We start from the raw sequence: 15,822 nt of genomic DNA, 5'->3' as shown, positions 1-15,822 counted from the left end.
GCCCGGGTTTATCCGTTACGGGTACTCCGCATTTTTGACAGTATACGTTAAAAGGCCGTCTGAAAAGGTTTTCAGACGGCCTTTTACGGCACTTTTATATTCCGGTCAATGCGTTTCAATCAATCGGCGGCACATACGTTCCCGCCGCAATCGCATCTTTAATCCGCTCCGCCTCGGCCAGTACGGCATCCAGCAGGGTTTGCACGCTTTCCGGCGTGGCAATCGGGCTGAGGGTGGTCATTTTCAGCGACTGTATGCCGCGCACTTTGGTTACGCCGATGTTGGCTTCGCCGCGGGCGAACAGTTCGTCGGCGACGTTCTGGTTCAGGCTGTCGACGAACTGCGGCGGGTAGCCCTGCGGGTTGACGCGGAACAGTACCGATGCGAACTGCGGTTCGACCAGCAGTTCCAAACCTTCGGTGTTTTTGATGTGCTGCGCCACTTGGCGCGTGAGGTGCACGCCGTGGTCTATCATCGCGCCGTACTGTTTTTCGCCGAGCGCTTCGATGGTGAGCCAGAGTTTCAGCGCGTCGAAGCGGCGGGTGGTCTGCAGCGATTTGGATACCAGGTTCGGCACGCCGTGTTCGGCGTCGTAGGCGGAGTTGAGGTATTCGGCTTCGTAGTGCATGAAGCGGTAGTCGGCTTCGTTTTTGAGCAGGAATGCGCCGCAGGAAATGCTTTGGAAAAAGTGTTTGTGGAAATCGAGCGTTATCGAGTCGGCGGATTCGATGCCGTTTATCATGTGGCGGAACCCGTTCGACAGCAGCAGGGCGCCGCCCCATGCGGCATCCAGATGCAGCCATGCGCCGAAGCGGTCGGCCAGTTTGCGGATTTCGGGCAGGGGGTCGATGGCGCCGGCATCGGTTGTTCCCGCGGTGGCGACGATGCAGGCGGCGAGTTTGTCCTGCGCGGCCAAACCGGCCAGCGTTTTTTCCAGCGCGGCAACGTCCATCTGTTCGTCTGCATCGACGGGCACGGTAACGACGGATTGGAAACCCATGCCCAGCATGGCCATGTTTTTCTGCACCGAGAAATGCGCGTTTTCCGAGCAGACGATTTTCACTTTTTGCAGCGCATCGGGCGGCAGGCCGTCGCGCTGCACGCTCCATTCGAGGCCGTCTGAATTTTTCCAGTGTTTGGCGATGCAGGCGTCGCGCGCGAGCAGCAGCCCCATCAGGTTGGACTGCGTGCCGCCCGATGTGAACACGCCCGCCGCGCCTTTGCCGTAGCCTGCTTTCTGCCGCAGCCATTCAATCATCTGCACCTCCATCAGCGAACCGGCGGGGCTTTGGTCCCACGAGTCCATCGACTGGTTGGCGGCGTTAATCAGCACTTCCGCCGCCTGCGAAGCGACCATCGTCGGGCAATGCAGGTGCGCCAGCGAATGCGGGTGGTGCACCTTCAGGCTGTTGGCGAGAAACAGCCCGACCAAACGCGTCAAGGCCGTCTGAAGCCCCATGCCGTTTTCAGACGGCATGAAGGCGATTTTGGCGCGCAAATCTTTGATGCTGCCGCCCGTGTACATTTTTTCGCTGCGCAGCCAATCGGAAACGGCTTTCACCGCGCTGTCCATCGCCACCTGATAATCGGCGACCGACTGCACATCATTGCAGAGCAGCGCGCGTTTGTGTTCGGGAAAATCAACCATATCAGCCCCTTACCGTTTTCAGCGCATCGGCTACGGATAAGCGGAAGCGTTTGATAAATTCCGCGCACTCGTCTTCCGTAATAATCAGCGGCGCGAGGATACGCACGACGGTGCCGTTGCGGCCGCCGCGCTCCAGCAATAATTTATTGGAGAAACAGGCTTTTTGGATTTCCGCCGCCAACACGGCATCGGCCGGCAGAGAACCCATGCGGTCGGCGGGCAGGCGTTCATCGACGATTTCGATGCCGATCATCAGGCCGCGGCCGCGCACGTTGCCGATGCAGGGGAATTCCTGCGCCAGCTTTTTCAGTTCGGCTTGGATAAAGTCGCCGCGCGCTTTCGCATTGCCCGCCAAATCCTGTTCGCGCATCACGCGCAGGGAGGCCAATCCCGCAGCCATCGCCAACTGGTTGCCGCGGAACGTGCCGGTATGCCCCGCAGGTTGCCATGCGTCGAATTCTTTCTTAATCGCCAACACTGCCAGCGGCAGGCTGCCGCCGACCGCTTTCGACATAATCACGATGTCCGGATCGATGTCCGCGTGTTGGAAGGCGAACATTCTGCCCGAACGGCAGAAGCCTGCCTGAACTTCATCCACAATCATCACGATGCCGTGTTTGGCGGTAACTTCGCGGATTTTTTGCAGCCATTTGGCCGGGCCGGCCACCACGCCGCCTTCGCCCTGAATCGCTTCCAAAATCACGGCAGCAGGTTTGACCACGCCGCTTTCCACGTCTTCGATGAAGTTTTCAAAATAATAAGTCAGCGCGTCAACGCCCGCCTCGCCGCCGATGCCCAGCGGACAGCGGTATTCGTGCGGATACGGCAGAAACTGCACGCCCGGCATCATATTCTGCACCGCGTTTTTCGCGCCCAGATTGCCCGTGAGCGCCAGCGCACCCTGCGTCATGCCGTGGTAGCCGCCGGAAAAACTGATGACGTTGCCGCGTCCGGTGAATGTTTTCGCCAGTTTGACCGCCGCTTCGGTCGCGTCCGCTCCGGTCGGGCCGGTGAACTGCAGGCGGTAGTTTTCTTTGCCGCCCGGAAAATGCGCCAGCAGGGCTTCGGAAAACGCGTCTTTCAACGGCGTGGTGATGTCTAAAGTGTGCAGAGGCAGGCCGCTGGCCAAAGTGTCTTGAAGCGCGCGGATAACGGCTGGGTGGTTGTGTCCCAAAGCCAATGTACCTGCACCGGCCAGACAGTCGAGGTATTCGTTGCCCTCGACATCGGTTATCCAACATCCCTGCGCTTTGGCAATCGCCAAAGGCAGCTTGCGCGGATAACTGCGCACGTTGGATTCCATCTCGTTCTGACGGGTTAAGTAATGCTCGTTGGTTGCATTGGGAATGGGATTTACAGGAGTAACGCTCATATCGGATTACCATCTCGGATAAGGGTTAGCGGGTTGCGTGAAAGAAAAAAAGAAAGGGAAAAGCAACCCTGAAGAACAGGTTTCGCCCTCGGCAAAACCCCCACAACGGGTGCTAACAGCACAAAGCTGCGCACCCCATGCAGTACGCGGTCTTAGAAAAGAAAGAACGCCCGGAATCGGAAAACCGACCCGTAGCGTACTGGCAAGAGAGCGCATGATACTCTTTTTTTTAAAAAAGGAAAGTATTTTTCAAGTTATTACTCGATTTTTTCCCTATCGGTTTTCAGACGGCCTGCGCTGTGGTGCGCTATTGTTTCAAACGGAAGGGTTGGCGGTTTCCCTGCTTTTTAGGCGGATGAGCAGTTTCCACGGCAAGCAGATGAATCATGCCCAATACCCATTGCGGAAACGAGGCAACAAAAAATAATCCTGCCATTGAAACCATGTTGCCCACTATCCCCGTTTCGCCTGAAGTTGCAAGAAAAAACACGCCACCTGCAATCAAGGCAACGGCAAACTGCACTACCGGCAGCATCATGATTTTCAGTGGACTTCCGGCCCAACGGCGCCAAACAATCACGGCGCAACTGATCAGCGTCGGCACGATAACGCTTGCCGCCATACCGCCGAATACCTGCCGCGACATCGGAAACCCTTCCTGTGCCATCTGTTCGCATTCGTCGGCGGGTCTGCCGCTGTTGAGCGCACCGCAGCCCAAGTTGTCCATCACTGTGCCGCCCCAAGCCATCAGCAGTCCGAATAAAACCGCATATGCCAGCGAAAAAACCATGATGCGGACAACAGCACGGCGGTAAGAAAAGGTTTCGGCAGTCATCGAACGTTTCCAATATTTTTCAGACGGCCTCAAACTCTATAATCATATTCCGCTACCAAAGGCGCGTGGTCGGAGAATTTTTCGTCTTTGTAAACATGCGCGGACACGGCTTTGGTGGCCAAATCGGGCGTCACCATTTGATAGTCAATCCGCCACCCCACGTCTTTTGCATAGGCCTGGCCGCGGTTGCTCCACCAAGTGTAGCCCGCGATTTCGGGGTAAAGCGTGCGCCACAAATCCACCCAACCCAATTCGTTGATGACTTTGCCTATCCACGCGCGTTCTTCGGGCAGAAAGCCCGAATTTTTTTGGTTGCCTTTCCAGTTTTTGATGTCGATGTTTTGGTGGGCAATATTCCAGTCGCCGCACACCACAATATCGCGGCCTTCGGCTTTCATCGCGTCCAGCATGGGGTAAAACGCGTCGAGAAAACGGTATTTCAATTCCTGACGTTCCGGTGCGCTGGTGCCGCTGGGCAGGTACAGCGAAATCACGCTCAGATTACCGAAATCGCAGCGCACGAAACGTCCCTCGCGGTCGAATTCTTCGATGCCCATACCGTATTGCACATTGTCGGGCTTTTGCCTGCTGTACACCGCCACGCCGCTGTAACCGCGTTTTTCCGCGCAATGCCAATGCCCGTGCATACCGTGTGGGTTTTTCATGGTGTCGTCCAAATCAGCTTCCTGCGCCTTCAATTCCTGCACGCAGACAATGTCCGCGCCCGAAGCGGCGATGTATTCGAGAAATCCTTTTTTATAGGCGGAACGGATGCCGTTGACGTTGGCAGAGATGATTTTGAGCATGGTGTGTGATTAGAAAAAAGAAAACGCGATTGTAGCAGAAGTTGAAAGGCTTCGATTTTCCTGAAAAACAGGCCGTCTGAAACCTTTCAGACGGCCTGTTCCTGTTTTAAAAAACGGTTTACGGCAAATATTATTGTTTGCCTGCAAACGCACCCACGGTGTCGCCCGCTTTGAAAATACCGCCGATTTCGGCTGCATTTTTGCCGAAAAAGCCGCCTTCGACTTGTGTTGCCGCACCTGCGGCGGAAGCGAATTTGCTGCCGCTGATGTCGGCGTTGATGGCAATGTTGCCGCCGTAATGGGCATCACGCGAAATATCGGCGGTTACTTTTTTCGCACCGAAATCGGCAGTAAACCGGCTGCTGCCCAAAGTTTGGCTGCCAACGCCGTTAAACTGCACGACACCGGCGTTATACACGGCCTGGCCTGATGCAGGCATTTCGGCGGCATCGGTAAATTTACCGTTGTAGAACGCATGGTTGTTACCATCTCGGGTTAACACGCCTGCAGCCAGATTGTCGGATTGGTTATATACCAGCCAAGCACTTACACCGGCAGGAGCGTTGGCGTTGCCGGAACGGATGCCGCCGAAATTGCCGCTCCAATCATTGTTGAAAGAGCCGCCGCCGATGGTTGCCAAGTCGATATCCACGCCATCGACTTTGATTTTTTTGATGTTGCTGCTGTCGAAGGTTACGGCATCGGCCTTGCTGTCCTTCCAGCTGTAAAACTGTTTGCCCGAAGTGTTTTGCGGTGTGGCCGTATTGGATGAACTTTGATTGGACGGGTTGGTCGGTGTCGACTGTGTTGCCGGCGCACTGCTGCCGCCTCCGCTGCCACAGGCAGCCAATACCGCTACACACACTAATGCCAAATAAGGTTTCATTTTGTTCCTTTATGTTTGTTTTAAAATAAAACGGACATCGATTGAAATAATAAACATCCGATTTCTATACCGTTATTTATTATCTGATAAATTCCATAGGCATAATAAAAATCATGATATTCGGTTATTATTTAAGATAAACGGTATGATAAAACAGTTTGTTCGTCGATACCCAAGGCCGTCTGAAAAAAGTGTTTTCAGACGGCCTTGGGGTTTTCTCCGGCTATCCTTTATAATCTCCTTTTTAAATCAATGTGTTTTGAAAGCCTGTGTTATGTCTGATTTCCGCCAAGATTTTCTCAAATTCGCGCTCGAACAAAATGTGTTGAAGTTCGGCGAGTTCACCACCAAAGCAGGGCGGCAGTCGCCTTATTTTTTCAATGCCGGCCTGTTTAACGACGGCGCGTCCACTTTGCAGCTTGCCAGGTTTTACGCGCAGGCCATCATTGAGAGCAAAATCGAGTTCGACATGCTGTTCGGCCCGGCCTACAAAGGCATTATTCTGGCGGCGGCCACGGCGATGATGCTGGCCGAAAAAGGCGTGAACGTGCCGTTTGCCTACAACCGCAAGGAAGCGAAAGACCACGGCGAGGGCGGCGTGTTGGTGGGCGCACCGCTCAAAGGCCGCGTGCTGATTATCGACGACGTGATTTCCGCAGGCACTTCGGTGCGCGAATCGGTAAGGCTGATCGAAGCCGAAGGCGCAACGCCCGCCGCCGTCGCCATTGCGCTCGACCGTATGGAAAAAGGCACGGGGGAACTGAGCGCGGTGCAGGAAGTGGAACGGCAATACGGTTTGCCCGTGGTGGCGATTGCCAATCTGGACGATTTGTTCACGCTGTTGCAGAACAATGCCGAATTCGGCGGTTTTCTGGAGCCGGTCAAAGCCTACCGCGAGCGTTACGGGGTAAGTGCAGACGATTCCCGCTGATGCGGATTTCCGACAAAAATATACATTCGGGCGTAAGGTGTTATTGTGTGAACGGTAAACTGCTGTAAAATATCTGTAAATTTGTAAACGCAGTCAGGCCGTCTGAAAAAAGGTTTTCAGACGACCTGCCAAACCCGATACCACAATACATTACACGGATTACACATTATGCCAGCCTGTTCCTGCCCGCACTGCAAAACCCGCCTGTGGGTGAAAGACAACCAGCTTAACATTGCTCAGGGTTTTGTGGTTTGCAGTCATTGCGAAGGGCTGTTCAAAGCCAAAGACCATGTGGTAAAAAACGGCGACCGTTTCCAAAGCGCCACGTTACCCAATGCCGTAACCGACGTGCGCTTGGTGCACGATATGGGCAAGGCGGTGCGCGAGCGCAATGTTTTAAGCCGCCACGAAATCGCCGATTTGCTCGATAACGGCAGTAAGGTTGCCGCGCTCAAGGCCCAAGTGCAGCAGAAAAAGCAGGGCGGTTTCAACTGGACGGTTGCCAGCTTCGTCGCCATGGGCGTGTTGGTGATGCAGCTTTTCTATATCATTCTGATGTCTTAAGAGGTTTATGGACGCCGATAACGGTTTTGTCAGCGACTTCCGCGAAGCCGCACCCTATATCAACTATCTGCGCGGCAAAACGCTGGTGGTCGGCGTGTCCGGCAGCCTGCTCGAAGGTGCGGCGCTGAACAATCTGGCCGCCGATTTGAACCTGCTCGCCAGCTTGGGTGTGCGCATTGTATTGGTGCACGGTTCGCGCAGTAAAATCAACGCATTGGCCGAAGCCGCCGGTGCCGAATGCCGTTACCACAACGGGCGGCGCATTACCGACGAAACCGCGCTTAATTTTGTCAAACAGGCGGCCGGCATGGTGCGCTGCGATATCGAAGCCGCCCTGTGCAGCAGCATTCCCGCCGCCGCGCCGCGCAGCAAGCCGCTCAGCACCGCCGCCGGCAATTTCGTTTCCGCCCGTCCGCTTGGCATCATCGACGGTATCGATATGGGCTATACCGGCGTGGTGCGGAAAATCGATGCCGAAGCCGTACTCAACCGTCTCGACAGCGGCGCGCTGGTAATCATCAGCCCCGTCGGGCATTCGCTCAGCGGCAAAACGTTCAACCTGCGCATGGGCGACATCGCCGAAGCCGCCGCCGTTGCCCTGAAAGCCGAAAAACTGGTTTATCTTATCGGGCAAAAAGGCATCATCGATGCTGAAGGCCGTCTGAAAAGCACGCTTTCCGCCGCTGAAGCACGCGAAATGCTTGACAGCGGCAACGCCCATCCCGAACAGCGCCGCCTGCTCCAATATGCCGTCAACGCCGTCGAAAAAGGTGTCGAGCGTACCCACATTCTCAACGGCTTGGCCGACGGCAGCCTGATCCGCGAACTGTTTACCCGCAAGGGGGCGGGCACATCGCTGGCCCGCGATCCGTTCGTCAGCATCCGCGAAGCCCGAAGCCGCGATATTCCCGCCATCATGGCTTTGGTGCGCCCGCTCGAAGAACAGGGCATCCTGCGCAGCCGCAGCCGCGATTATCTCGAAAACCACATCCACAGCTTTTCCGTGCTCGAACACGACCGCAACATCTACGGCTGTGCCGCCCTGAAAACCTTTGCCGACCCCGAAGCGGCCGAAATCGCCAGCCTTGCCGTTTCCCCGCAGTCGCGCGACGGCGGTTACGGCGAAATGCTGCTCGAACACCTGCTGCAAAAAGCCCGCAACATCGGCATCAAAACCCTGTTTGCCCTGTCTACCCATACGGGTGATTGGTTTGCCGAGCGCGGTTTTCAGACGGCCTCTCCCGATGATTTGCCCGAAGAGCGCCGCCGCGAATATCATGAAAACGGCCGCAATTCGCTGGTGTTTGTGTACCGGCTTTAATCTGCCGCCGAAGTCCGCAATCTAAACAAGGCCGTCTGAAAACAGGGTTCGGACGGCCTGAAATCTAGCTCCGATATACAAGCCTGCCGCCCTTGGGCTACAATACAGGCCGTCTGAAAACCAACCAAGGAAACCGCCATGACCCGTATGGTTCACTGCGTGAAACTCGGCAAAGAAGCCGAAGGCATGAAATTCCCGCCGCTGCCCAATGCCTTGGGCAAGCGCATTTTTGAAAACGTATCCCAAGAAGCATGGACGGCATGGACGCGCCACCAAACCATGCTCATCAACGAAAACCGCCTGAGTCTGGCCGATCCGCGCGCACGCGAATACCTTGCCCAGCAGATGGAACAATACTTTTTCGGCGACGGAGCCGATCAAGTGCAAGGCTACACGCCGCCGGAAGCCTGATTGTTTGGATTGTTTGACCGGTATGTAAAGGCCGTCTGAAATTTTCAGACGGCCTTTGTGTGTCGGTACGGCACAATTTTGGTCGGCCTGACTTGCCGAAACGGGTGCAAATCATGCAGACGTATATTCTGCCTGTTCCCGCGTTCTGAATTTCCGTATGGACAGCTTACCGGATTGGAAAAGGCTGTGTGGATATTGTGTTGATTGGCAACCGGCAAGGCCGACTTCTCCAACTTCCTGTCATTCCCGCGCAGACGGGAATCCATGTTTGGAGTCAGGTATCTTTGTCATGTGAGACAAGCATTTGTAAATATCCAAGCCATATTTCCGTCTGTTCGGGAATGGTGAAAACCAAAGTATCGGCACAATATCCAAACACAGCCAACCGTTTCAGACGACCTTTGCCGTGAAACGGATCAATTGTCGGGATTGTCGCTCAAGCTTGCCGATTCGGGATGTGTCAGACATGGGACTGTTCCCGATTGTGCCGGTATTTTGCGTATTACTGATGAGAAATTATGAGAAAGGGCTGCATGCTGGCCAATGTGTGATGGGACAGAGGCTGTAGGCGGTTTTGCCGGCATACGTCCTGCTCGTTGCGGAGTCGGGCAGGGCAGGGTGCGGCCTGGCGTATTTGTTTTGACGGAGAACGATAAACGGATGCCTGTCTGAAACTGCTGAAAGGCAGGGTTTTACAGGCAAACATTGAACGAACGTTAGGATTGGGATAAACATCAGGCCGTCTGAAAAATTTCAGACGGCCTGATGTTTTACTGAGCGGATGACTGTATCGGCACCCATACTTCCGCTGCATTGCTTTCGGTGGCGGGAGCGGGGGCATTTTCCTGTATCGGAGCATTGGTTGCGGGTTCGCCGCTGTCGACCAGTTCGTCGATGTCGATGTTTTCGTCGGCACCTTGCGGCAGCCGTCCGCCGGTTTGGGCGGCACGCATCCGCATGTAGATGTCGCGGGTGTAGGCGTATTTGTCGATGGCGGCACCTTCGAGACTGTCGGTCAGGTCAAGCAGTTCTTCGCGGGTCTGGACGGCACCGACGGCAGTGCTGCCCCAGCGTCCTGCTGTGGTTTCGAATACGGCGTTTTTAACGGGAAATGCGGTGGTTACGGCGGTGCCGACGCCGTCGCGTACGGTGGACGGGCCGGTCAGGGGCATGACGAAATAGTTGCTGTTTTTCCAGCCCCATGATGCGAAGGTATCGCCCAACGTGTTTTTGTTGTTGGGCACGCCGCCGGCATCGGCGATGTTGATGAGGCCGCCGAGGCCGAACGTAGTGTTGATGCCGACGCGTACGAAATCTTCGCTGGCGCGTTTGGCATCAAGCCGCAATACGTTGCTGCCGAAGCTGACCACGTCGCGCAGGTTGTTGAAAAAATTGCCGATGCCGGTGCGCACGGGTTTGGGGGTAACCTTGCGGTAGCCGCGGGCAACGGGTGCCATGACGTAGCGGTCGGCGGTGTCGTTGACCTTGAACATGACGCGGTTGTAGCGTTCGTAGGGGTCGGCAGGGTTGCGTTCGGCCAGAGCCGGTTGGGCGGCGAGCAGGCCTGCGGTCAGGATGATGGCGGCGGATGTTTTCATGGTTTGACCCATTCGTCGATTTCGTATAAATCGGCCAGTTTGGTTACGGATTCGGGCAGGTTTTGCAGGCGGATGCCGCTGTTTTGGCGCAATGCGGCCAAGAGCAGCGAGACGCAGGCCGAATCGGCGCGGGACACGCCCGACAAATCGAGGGCGGCGGTGTCTTTCAGACGGCATTGCTGCTCAAATTGCCTGAACAGCGGCGGGGTAACGGTTTTGACGGTAATGTCGCCGCTGAGAAACAGGGTTTGGTTGCGGGTTTCGCTGTGCATGGCGTTTTCTGTGGCGCGGAATTCGGCTGTTTGGAAAATCATGCCGGATTTTCGGGCGGGCAGTTTGGTTTGCAGGATTCGGACGGACATGGCAACGGACAAGAAACCGTATGACCGTTCCGGCCGGATATTTCCGGATATTCTCGAAAGCATCGGATTGGCGGTGCCGTAACGGTGTCCGGCCTAAATCGTTGGTTGGCTATCCGTTTTGCGGTGTCAGTGTGGCCGTTTTCAAGCCGGTCGCACGGCAACCGCAGGCCGTCTGAAAAAGTTTCAGACGGCCTGCGGGCGGCTTATTTGCTGCCGTTTTTGGCTTTCAAATCGGCAATCAGACCGTCGATGCCTTTGGCTTTCACGGTTTCGCCGAATTGGTTGCGGTACACGGTTACCAGGCTGGCACCTTCCACGGTTACGTTATACACGCGGTATTTGCTGCCGCTTTGGTAGGTGGTGAAGTCCATTTTGACGGGTTTGCCGTCGCTGCCGGTTACGTCGACGCCGACGATGACTTCTTTACCGCCGTTACGCACGACCGGGTTGTCTTTCACATTGACTTTGGCGTTTTTGAATTTCAGCATGGTGCCGGAATAGGTGCGGATGAGTAGGGCTTGGAACTCTTTGGTCAGAGCCTGTTTCTGTTCCGCGGAGGCCTGTTTCCACGGTGCGCCCACGGCCAGTGCGGTCATGCGCTGGAAGTCGAAATACGGAACGGCATAGTTTTCCGCTTTGCGGCGCACGGCTGCGTCGTTGCTGCCTTTGGCTTCTTTCAGGATGTCGAGCACCTGTACGGAATTCTGGCGGATTTGGCTGACGGCGTCGGCGGGTGATGCGGCGGCCAGGCCGATGCTCAAAATACCGATGGACAATGCGCTCAATAATGCAGATTTTTTCATGGTTTTCCTTAGTTCCTAAATAAGGGATAAAAACGGATGAGGTTTTCAGACGGCCGTCTGAAAACGGGTTAAGGTTTGGGGGCTTCGGGTTCGGCGGGTTGCGGAGCAGAACCGTCACCTGCGTTTTTCTCGGCAAAACTGGTCATGAATTTGCCGATAAGGTTTTCCAGCACCATGGCCGAGCTGGTTACGGAAATGGTGTCGCCCGCGGCCAGTTCCTGCTCGTCGCCGCCCTGTTGCAGGCCGATGTATTGTTCGCCCAGCAGGCCGGAGGTCAGGATTTGCGCGGAAACGTCGCTGCTGAATTTGTATTGGCTGTTCAGATTCAGACTCACTTTTGCCTGATAAGTTTTCGGGTCGAGCTGAATCGTGCCGACACGGCCGACCAAAACGCCTGCCGCTTTCACGGGCGCATTCGCTTTCAGGCCGCCGATGTCGGAAAATTCTGCGGTAACGGTGTAGGTCTGCCCCGAACCGCCGCCCACGGATGAACCGCCTGCGGCGCGGAAAGCCAAAAAGCCGACGGCACACGCGCCCAACAGCACGAACAGGCCGACCCAAAATTCCAAAACACTTCTTTTCATGTCCACAATCTCACAATCACTCGGTAAACATCCAAGCGGTTAATACAAAATCCAATGCCAGCACGGTGAGGGCCGACGATACCACAGTGCGCGTACTGGCGCGCAGGATTCCTTCGGAAGTCGGCACGCAGTGGAAACCCTGATGCACGGCAATCAGCGTTACCGCCACGCCGAATACGGCCGATTTAATCAAACCGTTGACGACATCATAGCTGATGGTGATGTTGTTCTGCATCTGCGACCAAAACACGCCGCTGTCCAACCCCAGCCACTCCACGCCGACCAGATAGCCGCCGTAAATCCCCGCCGCGTTGAAAATCGAAGCCAAGAGCGGCATCGAAAATACGCCCGCCCAAAAGCGCGGCGCAACCACGCGGGCAACGGGATCCACCGCCATCACGTTCATCGCTTCAAGCTGTTCGGTGGTTTTCATCAGGCCGATTTCGCTGGTCATCGCACCGCCCGCGCTGCTGGCAAACAGAATCGCCGCCAGCACGGGGCCGAGTTCGCGCAGTAGCGAAGCGGCCACCATAAAGCCGAGCACGTCGGCGGATTTGAATTTGGCCAACTGGGTGTAGCCCTGCAAACCCAATACCATACCGACAAATAATCCGGACACGGCGATAATCAATACCGACATCACGCCGGAAAAATACACCTGTCGTATGCTCAGGCGGATGCGCCCGAAAGCCGTACCCGATTTGGCGAGAATCCGCAGTAAAAACAGAAACACGCTGCCGAGCGATTGGATAAAGTTCAGGGTATTCGCCCCGACGGTTCGGATAAAGTTCATGTGGTTCAATAAAAGGTTTTTCGGTTTCAGACGGCCTGCGTTGGAACAGGCCGTCTGAAAAACGGGTATTTTAAAAAGCGCTGCCGGATACGGGGGCGGATTGCCGTTTTTAATCATTTGGTTTGCAGGTATCTGCAGTATTCCGGACTATCGGCTGCATCACGGATGCCGGGCCATATCGGTATGGCGGGGGGTGTTTCTTTTCCAAAACGGTTTTTGAATCAGGGCCAACCAGCACGCCGTTGCTGTTTTCAGACGGCCGGAACGGTCAGGTATTTGCTTAAAGACACGACGTCTCCGCTGATAATCCAATGCTGCGCTTCTGCGGTAGCAAGGAGAAAAAATGGTTGGCGACAAAGTAGGATGACATCGCATACAAATGCCGTCAGACGGTGTGTACGGGATACAGGCGCAAGGTCGGGGTTGCAGGCCATGTTGCGGTATGCTTGTAGGGATGCACAGGCAGATTCTTCACTCATGGCTTTTCTCCTGTCGGTTTTTTCAGACGGCCTGAATGGCATAGATACCGTCTGAAAACCAGTTGTCCCTTTGTGCGGCGGGATTTGCCTGCCGTTTGTTGTGTTTACGCGCCCAACAAGTCCTGCCGTAAATCCGTTTGCGCAGGATAGCGGAATGCCACGGGGCCGTCGGCCAGCCCGCCGACGAACTGTTTAACCCAAGGCGAGTCAAGTTGTTTCATTTCAGACGGCGTACCGCTGAACATGATTTCGCCGTGCGCGAGAAAAATCACTTGGTCGACGATGGATAGCGATTTTTCGATGTCGTGCGTTACCATGATGCTGGTGGAACGCAGGGCTTTGTTGACGCGGCTGATGAGGTGTGCAATCACACCCAGCGAAATCGGGTCGAGACCGGTAAACGGTTCGTCATAAAGCATGATTTCCGGGTCGAGCGCGATGGTGCGCGCCAGCGCCACCCGCCGGGCCATCCCGCCGGATAATTCCGAGGGCATCAGTTTTTTCTACGCCGCGTAGTCCGACGGCATTCAGTTTCAAAATGACCAAATCGCGGATAACGGCTTCGGGCAGTTTGGTCAGTTCGCGCATGGGGAAGGCGATGTTGTCGAACACGGACAAATCGGTAAACAGCGCACCGTGTTGGAACAAAACCCCCATGCGGCGGCGGTGTTCGTAGAGTTCGTCGGCGGAGAGTGCGGCCAGATTCTTTCCGTCCACCAAAACTTCTCCCTGTTGCGGATGGATTTGGCCGGTAATCAGGCGCATCAGCGTGGTTTTGCCGCTGCCCGAACCGCCCATGATGGCGGCGAACGCACCTTGTTCGATGCTGAAATTGATGTTGTTCAGAATCGGACGGTCGCCGTAGGCGAAGGCGACATTGTTCATTTGGATGAAGGGCGTGTGGTTCATGGCGACGGTGGAGATTTCAAATGCCTTGTATTTTAAAGGTTTGCAAGGGGGCGGGCAATTTTTCAGACGGCCTGAATGTGCAACGCTTTGTAAGGCGGTGTTAAAAGTCATGCTGCTTCGGCTTTGTGCAATGCGGCGGTTTGGGTGGAGGTTGTAGGATAATTTCAACAAACGGCGGGTTATCGGTTTTGGAATATGATAAAAATGTAGATTCAGGCTGTATAAGCGGTAGCAGGCAGATTGGTATATTTCGCGGAACAAGAAGGCCGTCTGAATTTTCAGACGGCCTTGATTGGTTTGGCAACCGGTTCGGTTTATTCGGCATTTTCGCTTTTGACAAACGTTACCCCGCTCAGCTGGGAGTTCAGCACTGCGCTGCGGATGGCAGACAGGGCTTTGGGGCGGACGAAGTTGCGGCGATAGGCCAGAAGCACGCGGCGTTGCGGCGCTTTTCCTTCGAACGGGATGATGCTGAAGAGCATGTGGTCGTTTTCGGTGAGCGCGGTGGCGGGCAAAACGCTGATGGAAAGTCCGCTGGCAACCATGTGGCGGATGGTGTTGATGGAACTTCCCTGCAGAGTGTTGGTCAGCCCTTGGATTTTCTGTTTGGCGGCAAGGTCGGAACAGCTGGATAAAACCTGGTCGCGCATACAGTTGCCTTCGGTCAGCAGCAGCACTTGTTCTTCTGCCAGCATCTGCGGCGTAACGGCGTCGAGTTCTTCGAAATGGTGGCCTTTGGGGACGATTACGAAGAAAGGTTCGTCGTAGAGCGGTTCGCTGATGATGCCGGGTTCGTGGAAAGGTTCGGCCACAATCATGGCATCCAAATCGCCGCGTTTGAGCGATTCGGTCAGCGTATAGGTGTAGTTTTCCTCGAGCATCAGCGGCATTTTCGGCGCGCTGTCGCGCAGCGCCATAATCAGTTTGGGCAGCAGGTAGGGGGCTACGGTGAAAATCAGGCCGAGTTTGAATGCGCCTTCGAGTTCGTTTTGCTCTTCGTTTGCCAAGTGTTTGATTAAATCGGCTTCTTCCAGCACGCGGCGGGCTTGGGCAACGATGCGTTCGCCTGCTTCGGTGGTGATGATGTCGTTGCTGCTGCGGTCAAACAGGGGGACGGCCAGCTCTTCTTCCAGCTTTTTGATGGCGATGGACAGGGTGGGCTGGCTGACGAAGCAGCGCCGTGCGGCACGGCCGAAATGACGCTCTTGTGCGACGGCAACGATGTAACGCAGTTCGGTCAGCGTCATCGATTACACCTTTTTGGATTCCGGCAGTGTGATGTTCAGTTCCAAAACGTCCATGCCGTCTTGTTTTTCTTGGGAAATGCGGATGTCGTCGAGCGATACTTTCACGTATTTCGACAGCACTTCCAAAAGTTCCTTGCGCAGGGTGGGCAGGTAGTCGGGAGTGGAAGCGGAACCTTGCGCGCGCTCCTGTGCAATGATGATTTGCAGGCGGTCGCGGGCGACGGTGGCGGTTTTATCTTTTTTGCCGAAAAGCAGTTCCATTAAAGACATCGA

Annotated in this window: 17 protein-coding genes and 1 pseudogene; 4 read left to right on the top strand and 14 right to left on the bottom strand. The window is 55.4% G+C overall.

Annotation, left to right across the window (positions count from 1 at the left end):
• Positions 1-115: 115 nt before the first annotated feature.
• The 5 genes from ACEYDX_RS03575 to ACEYDX_RS03555 form a co-directional block, all read right to left on the bottom strand.
• Positions 116-1,648, bottom strand: a complete 1,533-nt coding sequence (locus ACEYDX_RS03575) for an aspartate aminotransferase family protein (protein WP_373740661.1) — start codon at positions 1,646-1,648, stop codon at positions 116-118.
• A gap of 1 nt (position 1,649) precedes the next feature.
• Positions 1,650-3,020, bottom strand: a complete 1,371-nt coding sequence (locus ACEYDX_RS03570; protein WP_373740660.1) for a diaminobutyrate--2-oxoglutarate transaminase — start codon at positions 3,018-3,020, stop codon at positions 1,650-1,652.
• Between the two features lie 307 nt (positions 3,021-3,327).
• Positions 3,328-3,855, bottom strand: a complete 528-nt coding sequence (locus tag ACEYDX_RS03565; RefSeq protein WP_373740659.1) for a hypothetical protein — start codon at positions 3,853-3,855, stop codon at positions 3,328-3,330.
• 29 nt (positions 3,856-3,884) lie between these two features.
• A complete protein-coding gene (locus ACEYDX_RS03560; protein ID WP_373740658.1) occupies positions 3,885-4,661 on the bottom strand; it encodes an exodeoxyribonuclease III in 777 nt (258 codons plus the stop codon).
• A gap of 130 nt (positions 4,662-4,791) precedes the next feature.
• Entirely contained in the window at positions 4,792-5,547 is a 756-nt protein-coding gene (locus ACEYDX_RS03555) for a transferrin-binding protein-like solute binding protein (RefSeq protein ID WP_373740657.1), read from the bottom strand.
• Positions 5,548-5,821: 274 nt separating this feature from the next.
• On the opposite strand from ACEYDX_RS03555, the gene pyrE reads away from it, so the two are divergent.
• The 4 genes from pyrE to ACEYDX_RS03535 all read left to right on the top strand — a co-directional run bounded on the left by pyrE (position 5,822) and on the right by ACEYDX_RS03535 (position 8,774).
• Entirely contained in the window at positions 5,822-6,478 is a 657-nt protein-coding gene (gene pyrE / locus ACEYDX_RS03550) for an orotate phosphoribosyltransferase (protein ID WP_373740656.1), read from the top strand.
• 168 nt (positions 6,479-6,646) lie between these two features.
• Positions 6,647-7,042, top strand: a complete 396-nt coding sequence (locus ACEYDX_RS03545; protein WP_373740655.1) for an MJ0042-type zinc finger domain-containing protein — start codon at positions 6,647-6,649, stop codon at positions 7,040-7,042.
• A gap of 7 nt (positions 7,043-7,049) precedes the next feature.
• Positions 7,050-8,363, top strand: a complete 1,314-nt coding sequence (gene argA, locus ACEYDX_RS03540; protein WP_373740654.1) for an amino-acid N-acetyltransferase — start codon at positions 7,050-7,052, stop codon at positions 8,361-8,363.
• 138 nt (positions 8,364-8,501) lie between these two features.
• Positions 8,502-8,774: an oxidative damage protection protein gene (locus ACEYDX_RS03535; protein WP_373740653.1), complete on the top strand. Its 273-nt coding sequence runs from the start codon at positions 8,502-8,504 to the stop codon at positions 8,772-8,774.
• A gap of 770 nt (positions 8,775-9,544) precedes the next feature.
• On the opposite strand, the gene ACEYDX_RS03530 is transcribed toward ACEYDX_RS03535, so the two are convergent.
• The 9 genes and pseudogenes from ACEYDX_RS03530 to minE form a co-directional block, all read right to left on the bottom strand.
• On the bottom strand, positions 9,545-10,384 hold the full coding sequence (locus ACEYDX_RS03530; RefSeq protein ID WP_373740652.1) for a VacJ family lipoprotein: 840 nt from the start codon (positions 10,382-10,384) through the stop codon (positions 9,545-9,547).
• Positions 10,369-10,644, bottom strand: a complete 276-nt coding sequence (locus ACEYDX_RS03525; RefSeq protein WP_373740715.1) for a lipid asymmetry maintenance protein MlaB — start codon at positions 10,642-10,644, stop codon at positions 10,369-10,371. The genes ACEYDX_RS03530 and ACEYDX_RS03525 overlap by 16 nt, the downstream gene beginning before the upstream one ends.
• A gap of 293 nt (positions 10,645-10,937) precedes the next feature.
• Positions 10,938-11,537, bottom strand: coding sequence for a phospholipid-binding protein MlaC (locus ACEYDX_RS03520; RefSeq protein WP_373740651.1), 600 nt, complete (start codon positions 11,535-11,537; stop codon positions 10,938-10,940).
• Positions 11,538-11,605: 68 nt separating this feature from the next.
• The gene (mlaD, locus tag ACEYDX_RS03515) at positions 11,606-12,121 is read right to left on the bottom strand and encodes an outer membrane lipid asymmetry maintenance protein MlaD (RefSeq protein WP_373740650.1); all 516 of its coding nucleotides are present in this window, start codon (positions 12,119-12,121) and stop codon (positions 11,606-11,608) included.
• A 16-nt stretch (positions 12,122-12,137) separates the two neighbouring features.
• Entirely contained in the window at positions 12,138-12,914 is a 777-nt protein-coding gene (gene mlaE, locus ACEYDX_RS03510) for a lipid asymmetry maintenance ABC transporter permease subunit MlaE (protein WP_373740714.1), read from the bottom strand.
• A gap of 251 nt (positions 12,915-13,165) precedes the next feature.
• Positions 13,166-13,393: a hypothetical protein gene (locus tag ACEYDX_RS03505; protein WP_373740649.1), complete on the bottom strand. Its 228-nt coding sequence runs from the start codon at positions 13,391-13,393 to the stop codon at positions 13,166-13,168.
• A gap of 104 nt (positions 13,394-13,497) precedes the next feature.
• Positions 13,498-14,302 (bottom strand): annotated as a pseudogene (locus ACEYDX_RS03500) (ABC transporter ATP-binding protein).
• A gap of 314 nt (positions 14,303-14,616) precedes the next feature.
• Positions 14,617-15,549, bottom strand: a complete 933-nt coding sequence (locus ACEYDX_RS03495; RefSeq protein WP_373740648.1) for a hydrogen peroxide-inducible genes activator — start codon at positions 15,547-15,549, stop codon at positions 14,617-14,619.
• A gap of 3 nt (positions 15,550-15,552) precedes the next feature.
• Positions 15,553-15,819 (bottom strand): cell division topological specificity factor MinE, encoded by a 267-nt coding sequence (minE, locus tag ACEYDX_RS03490; protein WP_373740647.1) that lies wholly within the window; start codon positions 15,817-15,819, stop codon positions 15,553-15,555.
• Positions 15,820-15,822 lie beyond the last annotated feature (3 nt).

Origin of the sequence: Neisseria sp., assembly GCF_041804105.1 — a bacterium.
GTDB lineage: Bacteria > Pseudomonadota > Gammaproteobacteria > Burkholderiales > Neisseriaceae > Neisseria.
Note: the sequence above shows the minus strand (reverse complement) of the source record. Positions and strands in the feature narration are given on the sequence as shown.

Bases quoted from the DNA above. Each gene is read 5' to 3' on its own strand.
- ACEYDX_RS03575 (WP_373740661.1), bottom strand. From the start codon at position 1,648: ATGGTTGATTTTCCCGAACACAAACGCGCGCTGCTCTGCAATGATGTG.
- ACEYDX_RS03570 (WP_373740660.1), bottom strand. From the start codon at position 3,020: ATGAGCGTTACTCCTGTAAATCCCATTCCCAATGCAACCAACGAGCAT.
- ACEYDX_RS03565 (WP_373740659.1), bottom strand. From the start codon at position 3,855: ATGACTGCCGAAACCTTTTCTTACCGCCGTGCTGTTGTCCGCATCATG.
- ACEYDX_RS03560 (WP_373740658.1), bottom strand. From the start codon at position 4,661: ATGCTCAAAATCATCTCTGCCAACGTCAACGGCATCCGTTCCGCCTAT.
- ACEYDX_RS03555 (WP_373740657.1), bottom strand. From the start codon at position 5,547: ATGAAACCTTATTTGGCATTAGTGTGTGTAGCGGTATTGGCTGCCTGT.
- pyrE (WP_373740656.1), top strand. From the start codon at position 5,822: ATGTCTGATTTCCGCCAAGATTTTCTCAAATTCGCGCTCGAACAAAAT.
- ACEYDX_RS03545 (WP_373740655.1), top strand. From the start codon at position 6,647: ATGCCAGCCTGTTCCTGCCCGCACTGCAAAACCCGCCTGTGGGTGAAA.
- argA (WP_373740654.1), top strand. From the start codon at position 7,050: ATGGACGCCGATAACGGTTTTGTCAGCGACTTCCGCGAAGCCGCACCC.
- ACEYDX_RS03535 (WP_373740653.1), top strand. From the start codon at position 8,502: ATGACCCGTATGGTTCACTGCGTGAAACTCGGCAAAGAAGCCGAAGGC.
- ACEYDX_RS03530 (WP_373740652.1), bottom strand. From the start codon at position 10,384: ATGGGTCAAACCATGAAAACATCCGCCGCCATCATCCTGACCGCAGGC.
- ACEYDX_RS03525 (WP_373740715.1), bottom strand. From the start codon at position 10,644: ATGCACAGCGAAACCCGCAACCAAACCCTGTTTCTCAGCGGCGACATT.
- ACEYDX_RS03520 (WP_373740651.1), bottom strand. From the start codon at position 11,537: ATGAAAAAATCTGCATTATTGAGCGCATTGTCCATCGGTATTTTGAGC.
- mlaD (WP_373740650.1), bottom strand. From the start codon at position 12,121: ATGAAAAGAAGTGTTTTGGAATTTTGGGTCGGCCTGTTCGTGCTGTTG.
- mlaE (WP_373740714.1), bottom strand. From the start codon at position 12,914: ATGAACTTTATCCGAACCGTCGGGGCGAATACCCTGAACTTTATCCAA.
- ACEYDX_RS03505 (WP_373740649.1), bottom strand. From the start codon at position 13,393: ATGAGTGAAGAATCTGCCTGTGCATCCCTACAAGCATACCGCAACATG.
- ACEYDX_RS03495 (WP_373740648.1), bottom strand. From the start codon at position 15,549: ATGACGCTGACCGAACTGCGTTACATCGTTGCCGTCGCACAAGAGCGT.
- minE (WP_373740647.1), bottom strand. From the start codon at position 15,819: ATGTCTTTAATGGAACTGCTTTTCGGCAAAAAAGATAAAACCGCCACC.